General features: G+C 35.1%; 14 protein-coding genes. All 14 read right to left on the minus strand.

The window, feature by feature from the left end:
• Nucleotides 1-79: 79 nt before the first annotated feature.
• Complete coding sequence (locus QME45_08335) at nucleotides 80-1,171, minus strand: O-antigen ligase family protein (protein ID MDI6618671.1); 1,092 nt, start codon at nucleotides 1,169-1,171, stop codon at nucleotides 80-82.
• Between the two features lie 361 nt (nucleotides 1,172-1,532).
• Complete coding sequence (locus tag QME45_08340) at nucleotides 1,533-2,645, minus strand: glycosyltransferase (GenBank protein ID MDI6618672.1); 1,113 nt, start codon at nucleotides 2,643-2,645, stop codon at nucleotides 1,533-1,535.
• The gene (locus QME45_08345) at nucleotides 2,642-3,895 is read right to left on the minus strand and encodes an O-antigen ligase family protein (protein MDI6618673.1); all 1,254 of its coding nucleotides are present in this window, start codon (nucleotides 3,893-3,895) and stop codon (nucleotides 2,642-2,644) included. Before QME45_08345 ends, QME45_08340 begins: the two co-directional genes overlap by 4 nt.
• 35 nt (nucleotides 3,896-3,930) lie before the next feature.
• The gene (locus QME45_08350) at nucleotides 3,931-4,584 is read right to left on the minus strand and encodes an exopolysaccharide biosynthesis polyprenyl glycosylphosphotransferase (protein ID MDI6618674.1); all 654 of its coding nucleotides are present in this window, start codon (nucleotides 4,582-4,584) and stop codon (nucleotides 3,931-3,933) included.
• A gap of 17 nt (nucleotides 4,585-4,601) precedes the next feature.
• Nucleotides 4,602-5,825, minus strand: coding sequence for a glycosyltransferase family 4 protein (locus tag QME45_08355; protein ID MDI6618675.1), 1,224 nt, complete (start codon nucleotides 5,823-5,825; stop codon nucleotides 4,602-4,604).
• Nucleotides 5,826-5,842: 17 nt separating this feature from the next.
• Nucleotides 5,843-6,970 carry a UDP-N-acetylglucosamine 2-epimerase (non-hydrolyzing) gene (wecB, locus tag QME45_08360; GenBank protein MDI6618676.1) on the minus strand — a complete coding sequence of 376 codons (1,128 nt, stop codon included), beginning with the start codon at nucleotides 6,968-6,970 and terminating at the stop codon, nucleotides 5,843-5,845.
• A 55-nt stretch (nucleotides 6,971-7,025) separates the two neighbouring features.
• On the minus strand, nucleotides 7,026-8,354 hold the full coding sequence (locus QME45_08365) for an O-antigen polymerase (protein ID MDI6618677.1): 1,329 nt from the start codon (nucleotides 8,352-8,354) through the stop codon (nucleotides 7,026-7,028).
• Between the two features lie 26 nt (nucleotides 8,355-8,380).
• The gene (locus QME45_08370; GenBank protein MDI6618678.1) at nucleotides 8,381-9,115 is read right to left on the minus strand and encodes a leucine-rich repeat domain-containing protein; all 735 of its coding nucleotides are present in this window, start codon (nucleotides 9,113-9,115) and stop codon (nucleotides 8,381-8,383) included.
• A 16-nt stretch (nucleotides 9,116-9,131) separates the two neighbouring features.
• Complete coding sequence (locus tag QME45_08375) at nucleotides 9,132-9,881, minus strand: DapH/DapD/GlmU-related protein (GenBank protein MDI6618679.1); 750 nt, start codon at nucleotides 9,879-9,881, stop codon at nucleotides 9,132-9,134.
• Nucleotides 9,878-10,975: a Gfo/Idh/MocA family oxidoreductase gene (locus QME45_08380; GenBank protein MDI6618680.1), complete on the minus strand. Its 1,098-nt coding sequence runs from the start codon at nucleotides 10,973-10,975 to the stop codon at nucleotides 9,878-9,880. The genes QME45_08375 and QME45_08380 overlap by 4 nt, the downstream gene beginning before the upstream one ends.
• Nucleotides 10,976-11,023: 48 nt before the next feature.
• On the minus strand, nucleotides 11,024-12,550 hold the full coding sequence (gene murJ, locus QME45_08385) for a murein biosynthesis integral membrane protein MurJ (protein MDI6618681.1): 1,527 nt from the start codon (nucleotides 12,548-12,550) through the stop codon (nucleotides 11,024-11,026).
• A complete protein-coding gene (locus QME45_08390) occupies nucleotides 12,547-13,941 on the minus strand; it encodes a polysaccharide deacetylase family protein (protein ID MDI6618682.1) in 1,395 nt (464 codons plus the stop codon). Before QME45_08390 ends, murJ begins: the two co-directional genes overlap by 4 nt.
• 4 nt (nucleotides 13,942-13,945) lie before the next feature.
• A complete protein-coding gene (locus QME45_08395; GenBank protein MDI6618683.1) occupies nucleotides 13,946-14,944 on the minus strand; it encodes a GNAT family N-acetyltransferase in 999 nt (332 codons plus the stop codon).
• Nucleotides 14,945-15,035: 91 nt separating this feature from the next.
• Nucleotides 15,036-16,355, minus strand: coding sequence for a nucleotide sugar dehydrogenase (locus tag QME45_08400; protein MDI6618684.1), 1,320 nt, complete (start codon nucleotides 16,353-16,355; stop codon nucleotides 15,036-15,038).
• Nucleotides 16,356-16,417: the final 62 nt, after the last annotated feature.

A 16,417-nucleotide genomic window follows, 5' to 3' on the forward strand; every position in this document is an offset into this window, starting at 1 on the left:
TTGCTCAAAATAACATAATCCTATTTATGCCTGATTTCATATTGCGAATCGAAGTTAAAGTTATTTCCCATTATCCACCCTATTCGCCGATACTATACGATGACGACTCTATATCACTACTTAAAACTGCAGCATTCAATACATTCTTGTATGCTATAACAACTGCAAAATTCAACCAGAAGAATACTGCCGTCTGCGGATCAAAAAAACAATTGTCAAAAAAGTTCATAAAGATATATCCTGTTAAAGATATGAAAAATCCGCCGCTTATACCTTTCAAAATAGAATAGCGGTTAGATTCATATATTTTATAAACTTTAAGCATTATAAAATATATTATCATTAAAAAAATTATAAAATTGAATATTCCAGTTTCCGCTAGAATTTTTAAAAACGAGTTGTGAAGCGGGTACATCGAATGGCCTGTATTTAATTCCGGATACTTCTCAACATATTTATCATATAGATAAATTGAATTGCCAAGTCCGACTCCGAGTATGGGATTATCCTCTATCATTTTAAGACCTGTTCCCCATATTTTAATTCTCGAAATATTATATTTTGAAGTCAAGCTGAATATCGATATGAATCTGTTCCTGATGCTTTGTACGAGCAGCAGCGGTACGGGTATAAATATCAGACGAAGTATCTTCTTATTATAAATCAAGGCCAGTACTATTAATCCAAGTATGAATCCAAGCCAAGCCCCTCTTGAAAATGTCAAGATCAGATTTACGGTCAGCAGCCCGAATAAAATAAAAAGAAACACCTTGATTCGTTTGTTATCAATATAAAGGGCAGAAAGCAGTACGGGATAACAAAAAAGCATGATAAATGCCGCATAATTATTGGGGTTAAACATCGTCGATGCAACCCTTCTTGAAGTGCCAAACCCGTATAAAGTGTTAAATGCCTTATCAAGACCTATCCCTGTAAAATACTGTATAATGCCGAATACTGACACGATATAACATGCAAGTATAGAGCAGACAAGAATCCTATGCACCGTTTTCTTGTCCTTTATGCTAATAATTATGATAGATGATAATATTATGTATGATAGAAAGCGTAAAATCTCACCTATACTCGCTCCGATATTGATTGATTTAATGAATGATAATATGGAAACAAGTATATAAACTATAATAAGCTTTCCTATTTTGTCTGACATAATATATTCTCTTATTTGTTTTAAAACGCTCTTAAAGCTATTATAGTATAAAACCTTAATTAAAAAGAATAAGATAATAAGAGAAGCAATTATAAAATCCACTGATACAGGTATTCCGTGAAATTTCACTTTCCAGCATGAAAGCGGAACCAATAAAAAGAAACAGTAAGTTAAATATTCAATAGTTTTATCGATCATTATATTCATCCCACATCAATTTTATTTATTCTAGATGCAATTAACGAATCTGAGAATTAGTCCAAAACAAATACATCTGCCAAATTTACATCAATTTTATACATATAACAACATTTCTGCAAGCAGCCATCAACTTTCAAAATAATTTATATACACACAATAATTACTTTCCAATGCATTTCTCATATATTTTATAAGTATTCAACGAGCTATCCATATCTGAAAAATGTTCTTCAACGGTTTTAACTGTATATAACTTGCATGTATTGTAAAATGAATAATCATATATAAATTTCATCATGGCATTGCAGAAACTGTCAATATCGCCATAGTTGACCAGTACACCGCACTTGTTGCCTTTTAAAATTTCCGCCTGACCGCCGGTATCTGTTGCAATAACAGGTTTTCCGCATGCTAAAGCTTCAATAATAGAAATCCCGAACGCCTCGCTTTTAGATGGTGAAACATAGAGATCGCTTTCATCCAAAATGCTCTTTATATCCTTTCTATATCCTGTTAAAATTACATTGCTATATGTATCTTCCTTTAAAGTAATATTTTTAAAATGCTCAAGCAAATCACCATCGCCCGCTAATAAAAACTTGATATTTCTTCTATCCCTTCTTTCCTCATTTTTTTTGTTAAATGTTTTAATAGAATCAAAGAGAAAACTATGACCTTTTTCTTCGGTAAACCTTGCAATATTTGTAACAACGAAATCATTTCCATCTATTTTAAGCTCTTTCCTTATATATGGCTCGCATTTGCCATTCCAGTATTTTAAATTTACGCCATTATAAATCATAGATATTTTTGAACTGGATATTCCCTCTCTGACCAGTTGTTCTTTTACCGCGTTGCTTACGGCAATAAAACGGTTGACATACACTGATGAAATTCGATTTATGAATCCCACCAGCGTGGAGTTCTCAGTTAGCATGTGTCTTGTATTTATTATTTTAATTTTATTGCCCAATATCTTTGATAATATGCTGATGCAGTTTTCTCTTAAAAAATGAGTATGGACAATGTCAACAGAATATTTTTCACAGATTTTTTTTAGCAAAAAAGCTGCTCTTATGTCAAAGCAACTCCTCATAGGTATTTTAAATGTTTTTATATTTATTTTCTCCAGTTCGGCTATCAACTCGCCTTTGATTGAATATGCAAGATAAAACCTGCATCCATTTTTATCAAGATTTTTTATCAGCGTTAAAATATACTTTTCAGTTCCCCCTTTGCCTGAATAGTTAATCAGGTGAAGCACATTTATCATTTGACCACCCGCTTGTCGCAAAGTTTATGATATATTATCGACTGCTGGATCGCAATCAGGCTCCATAAATATATTTCCACCTTTGGCGTGGAAAAGAAACTATCAAGTAAATTCATAAACAGGAAAACACATAACGATATCGCAAATCCTGTATAAAACCATCGATGAAAATAATCGATGTCATTGTTTAGAAAAGCTTTATACCTCATAAAAAGCACAACCAAGAGCAATAAGAAAATTATCGTGCCGGGTATGCCTAATTCACATTGAATTTTTAAAAAAAGGTTATGTGGATGTATGGCGATCCCGCTGTTATAATAATATTTCAATTCGGGATGAACTTTAATATAGCTGTTGTATAATACCGGAAAATTTCCGCTTCCTATACCTAATATAGGATTGTCCTTTATCATATAAATAGCCGTTTTCCATATTTTCAATCTCGAAGTATTCTGCGACACATTTAAAATATCGACAAATCTTTGAAATACTTTGGGAATAAGCAATGACAGCCCGCCAAATCCAATTATGTATAAAATTATTTTTTTACTGTAAACAATAGATAATAATATCGCTCCAATTATTAATCCTAAAAGCGCATTCCTTGAATAAGTAAGCAATATCCCGGCGGTTACTACCATGGCGCTCAATCCATATAGTATTTTTTTCCTTCTATTCCTGACGTTAATCATAAAAACTATCTGCGGAAATAGGGACAGCATTAAAAAAGCACTTAATATATTGGAATTGTCAAGGGTCGATGATATTTTAATATATTGCAGGCCCTTGTATTGTGCCGAATGCATGTAAATGAAATACTGAGCGACGGCTATTGAACCTACTATCATATTCATGCACATATATATCTTAAGCAAAATATCGATTTTATCTTTATCATCGATTTCATACTTTATGATAAAAAACAGCATAAAATACGATGTATATCTTAATGCTTCCTTTAACGCCACCCTTCTATCGGCAGCATATAGGGTGGAAATAAAGAGCAATACGATCATCATTAATAATATCATGCAAAAATGATCTGTTGAAATATCCTTTAAATATCCTAAAAACCTTTTTCTACTCTCCCTGCTCATTAAAATGATCGATATATAAAACAGCAATATCAGTATTAATATAATATTGCTATTTATAGGTATATTTTTATACTCAAATGTGCTCGGGAGCAAAGGTACTAAAACAAAGTATATGCAAATAAATAAATATAATATTTTATACCCTAATTTCATAATCAGTAACTCCTCAAAAGGATCAATTGCATATTTTAATATGCACCCTCTTTTTTAAATACCGTCCTTATTGTCCTAAAAAGTATCTCAACATCGAGCCATATGCTAAAATTCATAATATATTCAAGATCAAATTCAATTGTCTTATCAAGCTCTATTTCTCCTCTGCCGCTTACCTGAGCCAAGCCTGTAACGCCGGGTTTTATATATAACCTCAATTTTTGCTTATCATTATAAAGATCGGCTACAGCAGGTATTTCCGGCCTTGGCCCCACAAGCGTCATATTGCCTATCAGAACATTTACAAGCTGTGGAAGTTCGTCGAGGCTGGTCCTTCTTAAAAATCCACCGATCTTTGTAATCCTCGGATCATCCTTATCCTGAAACACAAGAGAGCCCAGATTTTCCTTATCTACATTCAGCCTGAATAAATTTTCAGCGTTATTCACCATGGTCCTGAACTTGAATATCGTAAAAGGCCTGCCCATATACCCTATCCTCTTTTGCCTGAATATTACAGGACCTTCCGATTCCGCCTTTATTAAAATCGAAATCACGATCATAACCGGCAGAAGTATTATAAATAATATCAGCGAGGCAAAAAAATCGAAAAGCCTCTTGATGGACAGATCAAGTTTTCGGCTTTCAAGCCTCTCTATTATTTTTACTCTCATTACCTCAAATTGCATTTTAAATCCTCCGGATATCATTTAATGAGACTTTGAAGCAAACCTTCAAACATTTTACTGATATTTTGCCTTGAATAATTATTCATTACATATTGGCGTCCGTTTTCTCCGAAATGTTTCCTCAGTCCCTCGTCTTTATAAAGCTTCAGAACTGCCTGGGCAATCTCCTCGCTGTTTTCGGGTTCAACGCATATCCCCGCATCGGCTGACCTTATGAGCTTCTCGGCCTCCCCTTCTACAGACAAAACGATAGGAAGCTCTGATGCCAGCGCTTCAAACATCTTCGACGGCAGCGCCCCCTTGAACAGGTCCAGCTTTTTGAGCGGAATGACCGCCGCATCCATAGACGCAATTATACGGGGCATCTGTTTTTTTGCCTGCATCGGGAAAAATAATACATTATTCAATTTATACTTTTCCTTCAAAGATATAAGCTTTTGCTTTTCAGGGCCTTCACCGATAAAAACAAAGCATATATTCTCGTTATCCCTCAATAACTTCGCTGCGTTTATTATTACTTCAAGTCCCTGGGCTATGCCATGTATACCTGCATAGCAAGCGGCAAATTTATCGCTTATGCCCCATTCTCTTCTTAAATCCTCGCTTCTATTCTCCCTGCCAAAAAGTTCGGTATCAACACCATTTGTTAATAGATGGACCTTATCCTTTTGTGCGATCCTGCTTTTGATATTATCCACGATTCCGCGGGTTTGTCCCGTAATCAAATCAGCCTTTTTATAGCAAAATTCCTCAAGCCATGTCGAAGCATTAATCAAAAATTTATTATGGAGCACTCCAAGTTTTACCGCTGACTCAGGCCACAGGTCTGAAACATTGAAAACATACTTGCACTTCTTTATCCTGCTTAGCAGGTAACCGGAGTAACCCAAAAACAGCGGGGGGGACTCCGTTATTATTACATCTACATTTTTAACATATTTCCTTCCGGTTATTACGCTCGAAATCGAAAAAGAAAGATAATTTCTTAACCTTTTAGTAAATTTATTGCTTTTTGTCGCATATATACTTGTTCTGATAATCTTTATACATTCGATTTCTTCTAAAAGGGATTTTTTGCCCTTATAACCTTCAAATATTTCGCCTTTCGGATAATTCGGCATCGCAGTAAGTATGCTTACTTCATGTCCATATTTTTTCAGGCACTTTGCAAATTCAAAAATCCTGTTCTGAGGAGCGCCAACCTCCGGAGGACAGTATTGAGTCAAAAATAGAATATTCAAGGAAAATCCCACCTTCACTATAGACCAAATTTCGCAATTATACCGGCAATTTTTGCCGAAGAATTTCCATCGCCGAAATAATTTCCTCTCGGTTTGTTTTTATCGAATATGCTGTTTATCTGGGATATTATCTGCCGCTTATCGATTCCGCATAGCACATTCCAGCCGTCATTAAGCGTTTCCAGCCACTCGGTCTGCTCCCTCAATGTAATACAGGGGGTTTTAAGGAAATATGCTTCCTTCTGCAGCCCGCCCGAATCGGTCACGACTTTTCTGGCATTTTTATCCAGTACAAGCATCTCAAGATATCCGACTGGTTCTATAAATGAAATATTTGATTTTTTCATTTTTATCTTATTTAAAACTTCCACCATATTTTTTCTGATTCTCGGATGCACAGGAAAGACAACGGGATAATCGATGTTATTTAAAGCATCCACTATTACTTCCAGTTTTCCGATGCCGTCGGTATTCTCCGCGCGATGTATCGTGGTCAATATATAATTGCCACTCTCGATTTTCGTATAATCGAATTGATATTCCAAAGGAATATCATTGCAATATTTCAATGCCTTCTGCGAATTTGAAAAATCAATTTTCTCTTCTGCCTTTTTTACATTATACAGCACTGAATCGTACATAACATCCCCTGTATTATATACATTTTTAGTTATATTTTCCTTATTTAGATTTTTAACTGCCGTTTCAGTCGGACAAAACAAAATGGATGATATATGGTCGGTCAATATCCTGTTCTGCTCCTCAGGCATTCGCATATTAAAACTTCTAAGACCCGCCTCAACATGAGCGACAGGGATATTCAACTTGCTGGCTGCCAGTGCTCCTGCGATAGTAGAATTTGTATCCCCGTATACCAGCACCATATCCGGCTTTTCATTAAAGATTGTCTCTTCTATCTTTATAAGCATCTCCCCGGTTTGTCTTCCATGACTTTTTGAGCCTACGCCAAGATTGTAATCAGGTTTCGGTATATTCAACTCATTGAAAAAAATATCAGACATATTATAATCGTAATGCTGCCCCGTATGGACTAATATCTCTTTATTATTTTTTCTAAGCTCCCTGGATACGGGTGCGGCTTTTATAAACTGGGGCCTTGCCCCTACGACGGTAAGTATTTTCATATATTTTCACTTCCAAATTAGAATATGGCATATGTACTTCGAGCTAAAATATGATTCACTGCTTCAACGGATAATCGGCTTGCGACTTTTTCTTCTTATATACCAATACAAGCAGATACGCCATCACAATGCTTGCCATAAGTCCATGATAAAACAAAGTAGTAAGCAGTGCGGAATTTTCCAATTCATAGCACGAGCTGAACACGGTAAACATGACTAATGCTTTCATTTTTTTATCATAGGTAATATTTTCAATAATCAGTAAAAAGATCCCTAATATTACAGTGAAAACAACTATGCCTAAAAAACCAAAGTTGCTATATGCGTTTGCAATGAAATTCACATTTGCAGACATCTTAGGCACCCTGTAAATATACTTTGAAATTATAAATGGAGAGTCAAGTTTATAAGGGTTATCAATAAAACGACTGAATATACTGCTTGAAAGATACATCTTGGGATATTTACTGAAAAAATAATAATAACTGTAGCTAAGCGACATAGGCTCAAAGAATACTCTGCTTATAGCGAGAGACAGTATGAACCCCTTTTTTATAATAAGCAAAAGGGCTATCATATAATTAAGCAATATAACAAAATAGTACATCAGCTTATATCTATAGATTATGTATATAAAAACAGACAACATCAATGCAAAAATATAAATCTTGTCGCCGCCGATTGTAAAAAGCAGTATTTGAATAAATATGGGAATAGCAGCTAAGTAAAGCTTCTTTATTCTTATCGTCCATGCTATAGTTACAGGAACTATGGCCATCGTCGACCATGATATCAAGTAAAATAGCTTATTCGGAAGAGTTTCCCTTGTAACATATCTGATATCATAAACTTTATCAAGATGGAATAAATAGCTTAAGGAATGGCCATATTGCGAGTAAATGATTATATCTACAATAAAGAATATCGAAATTATGGTCAAGAGCATAAAAGCCAGCTTATTCGGTTTGGCTGAATCATCGGTTTTAATGGAAAAACGCTTTAATAACTCATTTGTGTTGAATAAATTCTTTTGCTTTACCAGAATATAAATCATATTTAAAACGGCAAACGATATAACCTGCATATAAAAATAACTTCTTGCACCCTCGGACATCCAGTAAAATATAGACGAAGGTACAAAAATAAATAAATATAATATATAGCTTATAGACAGATATATGCTTTCATTTACATTGTATTTATAATAAAAAAGATCAAATAGGATTACAAAGATTAAGGCTTCCACAAGTTTAGTATAGTCAGGGCTTAAAAAAAACCCTATTTTAACCCTGTAATTTTGAAACACAAAAAAATAGAAATAGTAACTATAGGACAAAAGAATGAAAAATATCACTGCATTGAACATGTATCTCTTTTTATTCACAAATCATCACCTCGCAAAAACAGATTTTAGTTTCCCCAGTCATATAAATTTTTAACAAAGCTCAATTTTTTAATGTCATCTTTACTCTTTATGTTGTTTTTTGATATATCGAGTGTATTCAAATTTCTGAGATTCAATAACGGTTCTATGTTGCTAATCTTATTAAAAGAAAGATCGACTGTCTCCAGATTATATAAGTTTGAAAGTGAATCAATATCGCTTATGTTATTATTGGCCAGGTCCAATGTCTTTAGCTTACTCATGGCACTCAAAAGCTTTATATCATCAATCTTGTTACCATATAGATTTAGCTCTTCTAAATTATCCAGTTTATCAATCCCGCTTAAATCCTTTATATGATTTCTCGATAAATCCAAAATCTTAAGCGATGGAAAATATTTAATATCCGCAACGCTTTCAATATCCAAAGTGTTTAGGTCCAATTTCTCTATCCCTTCCAGATCAGTATTATATATTTTTTTACCCTCGATTTTTAAAACGGTCTTTATTACTTCTTCAAAATGCTTATCCTTAAATATTATTTCCTGATTATTGCTCGGAGGAGCATAATCATTCTTCTTCTCTATTCGGCTGTTCTGTTCATCTGAGTTTAGCTTATTCTGCCATGTATATGGATACATATTTGAGATAAAAGCATTTATACAAAATAATATAATAAACAAAATTGAAAATATAAAATATGCTTTTTTTAATTTTTTATTCTTGAAAATATTATTTATCGTATTCTCCAGATTTCTCATGAAATTTGCACCATCCTTATTTCTGATTTTCCAATAGTTGTGCCGGATCAACGTCTCTTAATATTCTTGCAGGGTTTCCTGCAGCTATCTTTTTTGCATCAATATCCTTTGTGACCACACTTCCTGCAGCGGCAAAGCCGTCCTCATTTATCGTCTTGCCGGGAAGTATTGTAGCCTGTGCTCCAACCCTTCCCCCTCTTTTTACGGTTATGCCTTTGAAATGTTTAAACCTTTCCTGGCTCCTGCCGGCATAATTATCGTTTGATGTTACGACTCCAGGTGCAATAAATACATTGTCCTCAATTTCCGAATAAGCAGTAATATAAGCATTGGTTTCAATCTTGCACCTTGCGCCTATATTTGTAAGGTTCTCTATGGAAGCTCCCCTGCCTATAATCGTTTCGTTTCCTATTTTCACATCTTCCCTGACTGTAGCAAGGTCTGCTATTAAAACACCTTCGCCTATTTTGCACTCCGCATATATAACAGCGCCGGTACCTATCAATGTCCCATTTCCGATCCTGCAAGGCTCATAATCGTTTTTGTCTTTAAATATACTATTTATTGACCTTAGAGGTTTCTTTCCGATAACTGCATTGTCATCTATCCTTACATTGTTGCCAATTATCGAACCCCCATGTATGGTGACATTATTCCCGATAACGCAATCATCACCTATGGATACATTATCTTCTATGACGCTGAAATATCCTATTTTAACATTATTGCCAACATTCGATTTAGATGATACATAGTTCAAAACTATCTCTCCTTTAAATTATACATTTCGAGGGTTGAAAAATCCTTTAAAGGAAATTTAACCTGCGTGCCGTCCAATCTTGATTTATATGCTGCAAGGACTATTGAAAGTGCCTTTTTGCCCTCAGCGCCATTTATCAACGGCTCCCTGTCATACCTTATGGCATCTATCATATTCTTAAAAAGCGGGGTATGGCCATGGCCATAAACAGAATCCGGGTCTGACTCCTGTACTCTTAATATTTCATCCTCAGAATCTTTTTGGTCTTCAAACCTCCATGTCTCTATTCTGTTTACAGCAAGCCCTCCGAGACATACCGTCCCTTTTTCGCCGAAAATGCTAAGCGTTTCTTCCAGATTTTTAGGATACACACACGCACTTCCCTCTATTATACCTACAGCATTATTTTTAAACCTTACAAGAACGGCTCCGAAATCCTCTCCTTCTATATCCCTCAGATACGTACCGCACATGGAATATACAGTATCGACTTCCCCGCCAAGCATCCACTGCAGCAAATCTATATCATGAATGCACTGATTCATTAATGTGCCGCCGTCTAATTTCCATGTTCCCCTCCATGGCGACTGCCTGTAATAATCCATATTCCTTCTCCATAATATTCTTGCCGTACCGTTTACTAATTTTCCAAACCTTCCGCTCTCCAATGCCGCCCTCAATTTTTGGACTACCGGGTTGAATCTGTTCTGATGACTTATACATAGTTTCACTTTGTTTGCCTTCGCGGTTTCAATCATTTCGTCCGCATCCTTGATTGAAAGGGCCATCGGTTTTTCACATATGACATGTTTCCCTTTATTCATACAGTAAATAGCTATTTTAGGATGATATCCGCTTTCAGTTGCGACGGTCACAACGTCTATGTCTTCCTTATCGAGCATTTCCTTATAATCCGTATAGACATTTACGCTGCTTCCAGTTATTTGTTCTTCATATTGGTTTTTCCTGGCTATAGCGTTTTCAGGCACGATATCGCATACAGCTTTCAAATTCGCATCATCCTTGTTTTCTATAAGCGCCTTTACATGGTTAGGCGATATCCTCCCGCATCCTATAATCGCAAAATTTAATTTATCCATAACTATACCCCCATTAAGTATATTTTTGCCGTCTAGCAAATATAAAATTTAATGCTTTTTAAATAGCAAAATCATTTTAACTTCGTCAACCTTTAGAAGTCTGAGCATTAAAATATATACTACGACTCCGACTGCAGTCGATGCCAAAAATCTAAATGCAGTTATTACAAGGGAACCGCTTTTAATAATCAGGCCTGAATAATTATATGTAAAAGAAACTAACAAAGCCATAATAATACCTGCAAAAGCAGATTTTGACAATACTATCAAAAGATTCATATAACTTATATTTTTAAGCTTTTTCTTGAATCTTACAAGCATTATCAAAGAAGATATAGTGACCGATGATATTGTAGATATTACCAGACCCTTTATACCAAGCCTTGGAACTAAAATGGTCAAAAACAATATATTGAGGCACACTAATAGTATTCCATTTTTCATCGGAGTTATAGAATCCTTGGCAGAGAAAAACACCTTGTTCATTATGTCGATCAGCGAATAACCAAGGGCTCCAAATACTAAATATTTCAGGCACATTGAAGTCAATTCTGCAGCATTTTTAGTGAATTTTCCATGCTGGAGAAGTATTCTTATAAGCGGGCCTCCGAGTACATACATTCCAAGAATCAAAGGTACCGCGATTATTATGATCAGATTGATCGATTTATTGAAAAGCTCGATAAAATCTTTTTTGTCCTCTTTATTATATCTTTCCGTAAGCATAGGATAAAGCACCGTCGTTATTGAAAAAATAAATACCTGATTGATAATACTGCTTATTTTGCTTGCGTTATCGACAACGGAGATAGAGCCTGCCGCCAGGTGTGAAGCAAATGTCCTATCGACAGTTATATTTATCTGGTTTGCAGCAGTGCTTATAAGTATCGGAATAGAAAGCATGAGCATTTTTTTTACATTTTCATCCTTGAAATTAATATAGAACTTATATTTATAGTCCCTCATAAATGGTCTCTGTATCAGAAACTGGGCTGCAGAGCCTATCAGCGTCGCGATAATGCCGGATATTATGCCATAACGTGCAAAAAAAACAATACCGGCTATTATTATCAGATCCGCTGAAATACCTGTAAGTGCAGGCTGCAGGAATATGCCGTAGGATTGCAGATAGCCCGTCAGTATTCCGCTTATTCCCAAGAATATTATGGATGGCATTACTATCCGAGTCATGCTGACAGCCATTCTGAATTCTTCACCCTTGAAACCGCTTGCAAGTATCCTTATTATAACCGGTGAACCTGCAACACCCAGGACAGCTAAAAATGAACAGGCGACTAATATTATGTTGAATATATTATTATAGAGCATATTAGCCTTTTCCCTGTCATTTTTTACATTTGAAAATACTGGTATAAACATTGTCACAAGTGCTGCATTTACACAGCTGAATATCATATTAGGCGCTGTTGTAGCGATCTTGAATACGTCTGATTCTACTCCGGCTCCAAAAAAAGTGGCTATTACAAATTCCCTTCCAAAACCGGCTATTTTGCTTAATGTAAGAATTATCGAAATCAGCGCTCCGTACTTAGCAATATTCTTTGTACTGATCATTTATTTCCTCCAACCATGCTCATTAGCTCGTCTATTTTCCTTTTCTGATAAAGCATATCAGATTTTAATTCCCTTGAAAGTATGCATTGTCCGCCTTTATAAAGAATATAATCGAGTATTTTTATATACATATTTTTATAGTCCGGATCACCGAGCACATAATTATGCCACAGTATAGCCGAAGTGCCCCTATATTCACAGATTAAATCGATGACAATTTTTATACGGCGCCACTTTTCATCAAAGGGGATATTCTTATCCATTATGTTCCCATCCATTATCACCAATGGGATTTCATATATATCTATTATATTATCATTATTAACATCATAAGGCAAAAAAGGTCTCGCGGTTGCAGCCCTGAATCCGTTATGATCCGAATATCCAAGTGTCGAATCAAACATAATGCCGGCTTTCCTCAATACGTTCCACGAATTCGGAATATCAAATCTTAAATAATGGTTCCTGCCGCTTTTGACTTTTATATCCGTCGCTTTCTCGATGGACATAATCTCTTTTTTTATATTTTCCACATTATCGTAAGAAAAATAATTCGTATGGATGCCTATGATGCAGCCATTATCTTCTATAAGCCGTATATCCTGAATTATATCGCTTAATTCATACCTCTTGCCCTTTCGGTTCTTTCTACCTTCTATAAAGTAAAATTCCGATTTGACACCCCTCTTGCTTTCAATATTCATGTAATTTCTGAATTGGAAATGCGTATTATATATAATCGATCTTGTCAAGGTGTCAAATCTCTTTGCAAAACTTATATTATTATCATATAATAGCTCTTTTGCATTATGCAAAAACACATATTTGTTCCTGCTGTTTACGCTGTCTACATCATGAGTCAGCAATATTCTGAAGTGCTCATTACTTAAATTCAACTGCTGATAAAGCATTTTTATGGAATCCAGCAATATCCTTGAATGCGCATCAAAAAAAGGAAAAGTTATCTTATCCTTCCTCATGCTATAATCAGCTAAAAATCTCCCGATTGCATCCCTTTTTTTGATTATGTATTCCTCTTTGCATGATATTAAAAAGAATGAAACGGATAATATATCAAATTTAAAATATATATTGCCGTTAATCTTGCTAAAGGGCTCATCGATATCCCGCAAAAAAGATGCAAATAAATAGTTTCCATATCTGTGAAAATACAAAACGGCACCTTTTGTTTCTTCACGGGGTATATAAATAAATTTGCTGCCTACAGGCTCCGTTCCATAATATATATTTATACAACCCCTTTTATACCCGTCGGAAACACAAACATCATCATTATATCCCTCTGTAAGATAAAAGAAAGTATATATGACTCTTTTTATATGGATGCTAAAATTATTCTTTATAATATTGTTTAAGATAAGGTTTATCATATTCTTACACCTTAATTATTTTTCTGACAATATTTTTATTTTTCCTTGCGATATTATATATCATTTTTATTAAAGGACTGCTCTTATATATATTGTATATTATTTTTTGATTGCCGCCAAACTTCCTAAAATAACTTTCAATGCTTTCCTTTACCGAGCCTTCAAAATCAAACATTGCTGAAACATTTGATGCAAATTTTATTCCCTCCCATAAAAGCAACGATTGCGCACCGGTATTTCTGTATTCAGGGTCCGCGCCGCCCATCAGATAATACGTGCATCTTGCATCATATATCAAATATACTGCAGCGATTGCCCGGCCATCCTTATTTACGGCAAAAAGCATCTTCCTGCTGTTGCTTTCTTGCATTGCCTCGTCTAAATTTACAAGCAAATCCAGCGTATAAGGCATTTCCATATCTTGCCTTGCATATGATTTTTTATTTATTTCGTAGAATCTTTTTATATCCGGGTCGGATTTAACTATTAAACCATTTTTCATAGCCCTTTTGATTTCATATTTAATATCATAATCAAAGTTTTTGTAAACAATATCTAAATCTTTGATGTTCTCAAGGACATAAGTATAATAAACGTTTAGATTATAACCCTCCCATATGAATGGCAAAAGATTGGAGAAATTATAGCTGAAGCTATAATCAAGCTGTAGAAAATCAGGTAAGCTATGAATTATGGCTTTTATTATATCGATTTCCCTTGATAAACGCTTTGAATGCTTTTCCTCAGGATTTAAAGGCGGTAATAATATGCCAAGCTGCGGTGTCAATTTGGGATTTCTATAAAACCTGCCATATGTATGCGGCAGTGCAATGCCGCCTATTATTCTGCCATTTTCTTCGCATACCAATATCCTCAAAGCATCTGATACAGCTTTAATAAAAAAACTTTTATTAAATATATTCCCCTGCGGGGACGAATCCACAAACTTATCCCATCTGTCGTATTCATCCTCACCAATATATCTTAATTTCATGTTTTTCATACAAATCTCCCACTGCCATGTGATAAATATTCCATTCAGTATGCTTATGTTATAAACTTTAAACATGCTAAGCTTTTGCTTAGCATGTCTATTACAATTTAAAAACCTTTTCTTTATCTACATCATATTTAGCAGTTGCATTTCTCGTATCGAGTATTAATTTGGCATTCTTTATTATGGAATTATAATCATATTTTGAATGATCTGTTGTAATTATCACTATATCAGCATCTCTTATTACATCGTCATTGATATCTATTGACTTATAAACCTTACCCTTATGCTTAAATTCTGGTATATAAGGATCATTATATTTTACCAACGCATTTTCCTTCTCAAGATTTTCTATTACCTTGAGAGCAGGCGATTCCCTTAAGTCATCGATATCCTTTTTGTATGCCACACCGAGCAGCAGCACTTTGGAACCATTCAACGGTTTTTTATGCTTGTTAAGTACTTTGGCAGCATTTTCCACAACAAATTCAGGCATGTAATCATTTATTTCTCCGGCCAATTCAATCAATTTGGTGTGGTAATCATACTCCCTTGCCTTCCATGTCAAATAGAAAGGATCGATCGGTATACAATGCCCACCAAGTCCCGGTCCCGGATAAAACGGCATAAAACCGTACGGTTTTGTCGACGCCGCATCGATAACCTCCCAGACATCGATACCCATTCTTGAACATAACACTGCCATTTCGTTTGCCAAAGCGACATTTATATTTCTGAACGTATTTTCAAGAATTTTTTCCATTTCTGCGACTGCAGGAGATGAAACAGTATAGATCTCGCCTTCGAGAACATTTCTGTAAAGCGTCGCAGCTATTTCAGTGCAATCCTTTGTGACTCCTCCAACAACCTTGGGAGTATTTTTTGTCTTATAATACTTATTGCCAGGATCAACTCTTTCAGGCGAAAAAGCGAGATAGAAATCATCACCGCATTTAAGACCGGTTTTCTCCAGTATGGGTTTTACAACTTCCTCTGTCGTTCCTGGATAAGAGGTGCTTTCAAGCACAACAAGCATACCCTTGTGCAGGTATTCTGCAATACTCTTTGTTGAATTGACAACATAAGATATATCAGGCTGCTTATATTTATCAAGAGGTGTCGGAACGCATATTGCAACAGTATCTACATTCTTGATAAAGCTAAAATCCGACGTTGCCTGAAGCCTTTTCTCTTTTACAAGTTTCGAAAACTCCGCGTCAACAATATCTCCTATATAATTATGGCCTTCATTTACCGATTGTACTTTTTTCTCCTGAACATCAAATCCAATTACTTTATAGCCTGCTTTTGCTTTTTCTACTGCAAGGGGCAGTCCTACATAGCCGAGGCCCACAACCCCTACCACAGCTTTTTTATTTTCTATTTTTTCCAACAAATCCTGTTTATAAGACATCAATTTGCCTCCTCTGTTATTCTGTAATAATAAACACACTTAATTATACTATTCTGTAAGAGCAT

It is taken from the genome of Clostridiales bacterium (assembly GCA_030016385.1).
In the GTDB taxonomy this organism is placed as follows: Bacteria; Bacillota; Clostridia; order Clostridiales; family Oxobacteraceae; genus JASEJN01.

Bases quoted from the DNA above. Each gene is read 5' to 3' on its own strand.
- QME45_08350 (MDI6618674.1), bottom strand. From the start codon at position 4,584: ATGCAATTTGAGGTAATGAGAGTAAAAATAATAGAGAGGCTTGAAAGC.
- QME45_08345 (MDI6618673.1), bottom strand. From the start codon at position 3,895: ATGAAATTAGGGTATAAAATATTATATTTATTTATTTGCATATACTTT.
- QME45_08340 (MDI6618672.1), bottom strand. From the start codon at position 2,645: ATGATAAATGTGCTTCACCTGATTAACTATTCAGGCAAAGGGGGAACT.
- murJ (MDI6618681.1), bottom strand. From the start codon at position 12,550: ATGATCAGTACAAAGAATATTGCTAAGTACGGAGCGCTGATTTCGATA.
- QME45_08370 (MDI6618678.1), bottom strand. From the start codon at position 9,115: ATGAGAAATCTGGAGAATACGATAAATAATATTTTCAAGAATAAAAAA.
- QME45_08390 (MDI6618682.1), bottom strand. From the start codon at position 13,941: ATGATAAACCTTATCTTAAACAATATTATAAAGAATAATTTTAGCATC.
- wecB (MDI6618676.1), bottom strand. From the start codon at position 6,970: ATGAAAATACTTACCGTCGTAGGGGCAAGGCCCCAGTTTATAAAAGCC.
- QME45_08380 (MDI6618680.1), bottom strand. From the start codon at position 10,975: ATGGATAAATTAAATTTTGCGATTATAGGATGCGGGAGGATATCGCCT.
- QME45_08335 (MDI6618671.1), bottom strand. From the start codon at position 1,171: ATGTCAGACAAAATAGGAAAGCTTATTATAGTTTATATACTTGTTTCC.
- QME45_08395 (MDI6618683.1), bottom strand. From the start codon at position 14,944: ATGAAAAACATGAAATTAAGATATATTGGTGAGGATGAATACGACAGA.